At 34.4% G+C, this 1,864-nt stretch carries 3 protein-coding genes; all 3 read right to left on the reverse strand.

Translation table 11 applies throughout. The annotated features are described in order from the left end of the window. Window positions 1-903 (reverse strand): LacI family DNA-binding transcriptional regulator (locus ACZQCL_RS09165; protein ID WP_482482957.1); only part of this gene is annotated, 903 nt, incomplete at its 3' end. A gap of 2 nt (window positions 904-905) precedes the next feature. Further along, the gene (locus ACZQCL_RS09170) at window positions 906-1,439 is read right to left on the reverse strand and encodes a hypothetical protein (RefSeq protein ID WP_227991805.1); all 534 of its coding nucleotides are present in this window, start codon (window positions 1,437-1,439) and stop codon (window positions 906-908) included. A gap of 1 nt (window position 1,440) precedes the next feature. After that, complete coding sequence (locus ACZQCL_RS09175; RefSeq protein WP_482482959.1) at window positions 1,441-1,791, reverse strand: hypothetical protein; 351 nt, start codon at window positions 1,789-1,791, stop codon at window positions 1,441-1,443. Window positions 1,792-1,864: the final 73 nt, after the last annotated feature.

The following is a 1,864-nucleotide window of genomic DNA, read 5'->3' on the forward strand; positions in this document are numbered from 1 at the left end:
AACAGCTCCTAAATCATATTCAGGAATGTTGTAAGTTGAAATTGTTGGACGCATCATTGTCAAATATTTTGAGTTCAAGATACATACAAGTTCTGTATCATCTGGAATTGAATATCCGCTTTCTTTACATGCGTTCATTAAAGCGATGGCCTGAGAATCACGGAATGTAATGACCATACGACTTGGTTTGTGGTTCTTGTAGTAGTCGGATAAGAATGTGTAGCTTGATTTGTAGCTATCATCGTATCTAACATACTTATCAAATACCAATCCTTTTTCTGCATAAGCACGATCTACACCCGCTTTTAATTGTTCCATCATAGAAAGATTCAATTTATCTTCTACCATAGAAATATCATCAATGCCTTTTTCGAAGCATTCATTCACAAATTCATAAGCCATACGTTCGAAGTTGATATATACATTTCCAACGTTACCAATCTTTTGGCCTTTTAATTTACTTCCAATTACAACCATTGGAATTTGGTATTCATGTAAAACTTCCAGTTCATCTTCTGAGAAGTTGTCGTTAAACAAGATGACACCATCGACACGTGATTTAATAATAGATTCAATCACATCCTGCATTTTTGAAATTCCCTTACTTGTTGTATGGAACATGATATTGTAGTTATAGATTTTTGCGACATCCATCAAACCATTCAAGATTTTTGCGTTGTACGCAAACAATTTTTCGCTCATTACGATTGAAATTGTCGTAGTTTTAGACAATGCCAAACCTTGCGCAATCGCATTTGGTTTATAACCCAATTTTTCAATCGCTTGTTGAACACGCATACGTGTATCTTCACGCACTACATTACTATCATTAATAACACGTGATACAGTTGCCAATGAGACATCGGCTTCTTTGGCAACATCATAAATGGTAATTCGTTTCATTCCTATTCGTCCCCCTTATTAAAAATCTTCTTTAATCCACTAAACAATGCTTCGGTAGCTTTACCCGTTACTTCTTCTGCTTTATCAACGGCACGAATAACAGAATCATTCGTACGAATTTCATCGACTTTTTCATCCGCCTTATCAATTACCTTGCGCAAAGAATCATTTTTTCTTAATGTTTCTTTTCCATATTTAAAGCCCTCAACAACCAATCCAGCTGTACCCTGTAAGAATTCTTTTCCAGCTGACATTGTCTGTTTAAATTGTTCACTTTCACTTACTTCAACCACTTTATCCTTTGTCGAAGAAAGAATATCTTTCGCATCTTCTTTTGCCTGCGATAATGCTTCCTTAACCTTTTCAGGATCTGAAGCATCCTTTAATAAGTCACGCACATCATCGAATAATTTTTCGATTTTGCTCTTGGCATCCTCAATAATTCTTTCATTATCTGTATTTTCGGATTCATGCATTACTTCAAGCTCTAGCATCGATTCTTTTTCTAAATCATCAATTAATTGTTTTTCATCCATGTCATTCATCCTCCTTTGTTTCTATGCTTTCTTTTCCAGTTTTTTTACTTTGATACCAGTCTTTGGCATTTTGTACATTTTCACTTAACGCACCAACCACATTCATAAATGCTTCTTTTGCGGTTTGATTTACCTCATCCACCGTATTCGAAATATTTTCTGCCGTCTTTAATGGCTCATCTAGTTTTTTCAATTGATCATTGGCCGTATCCAACGTTTTTGAGACTTGTTTTAAAGTTTCAATCAATTGCTTCAAAAAGAGAATTAAATAAATTAATGCGATGACACCAACGATGGGTAACACATATGAAAATGCACGAGCTAATGTACTCATAAAGATATCTAAACTCACAATACCACCTCAGAAAGATTATAACATGAACTTTCTAACTTATCTATTTATTTTGAAACTTTTTTCACAAGTG

The sequence above is a fragment of the Holdemanella sp. genome, from assembly GCF_056804935.1.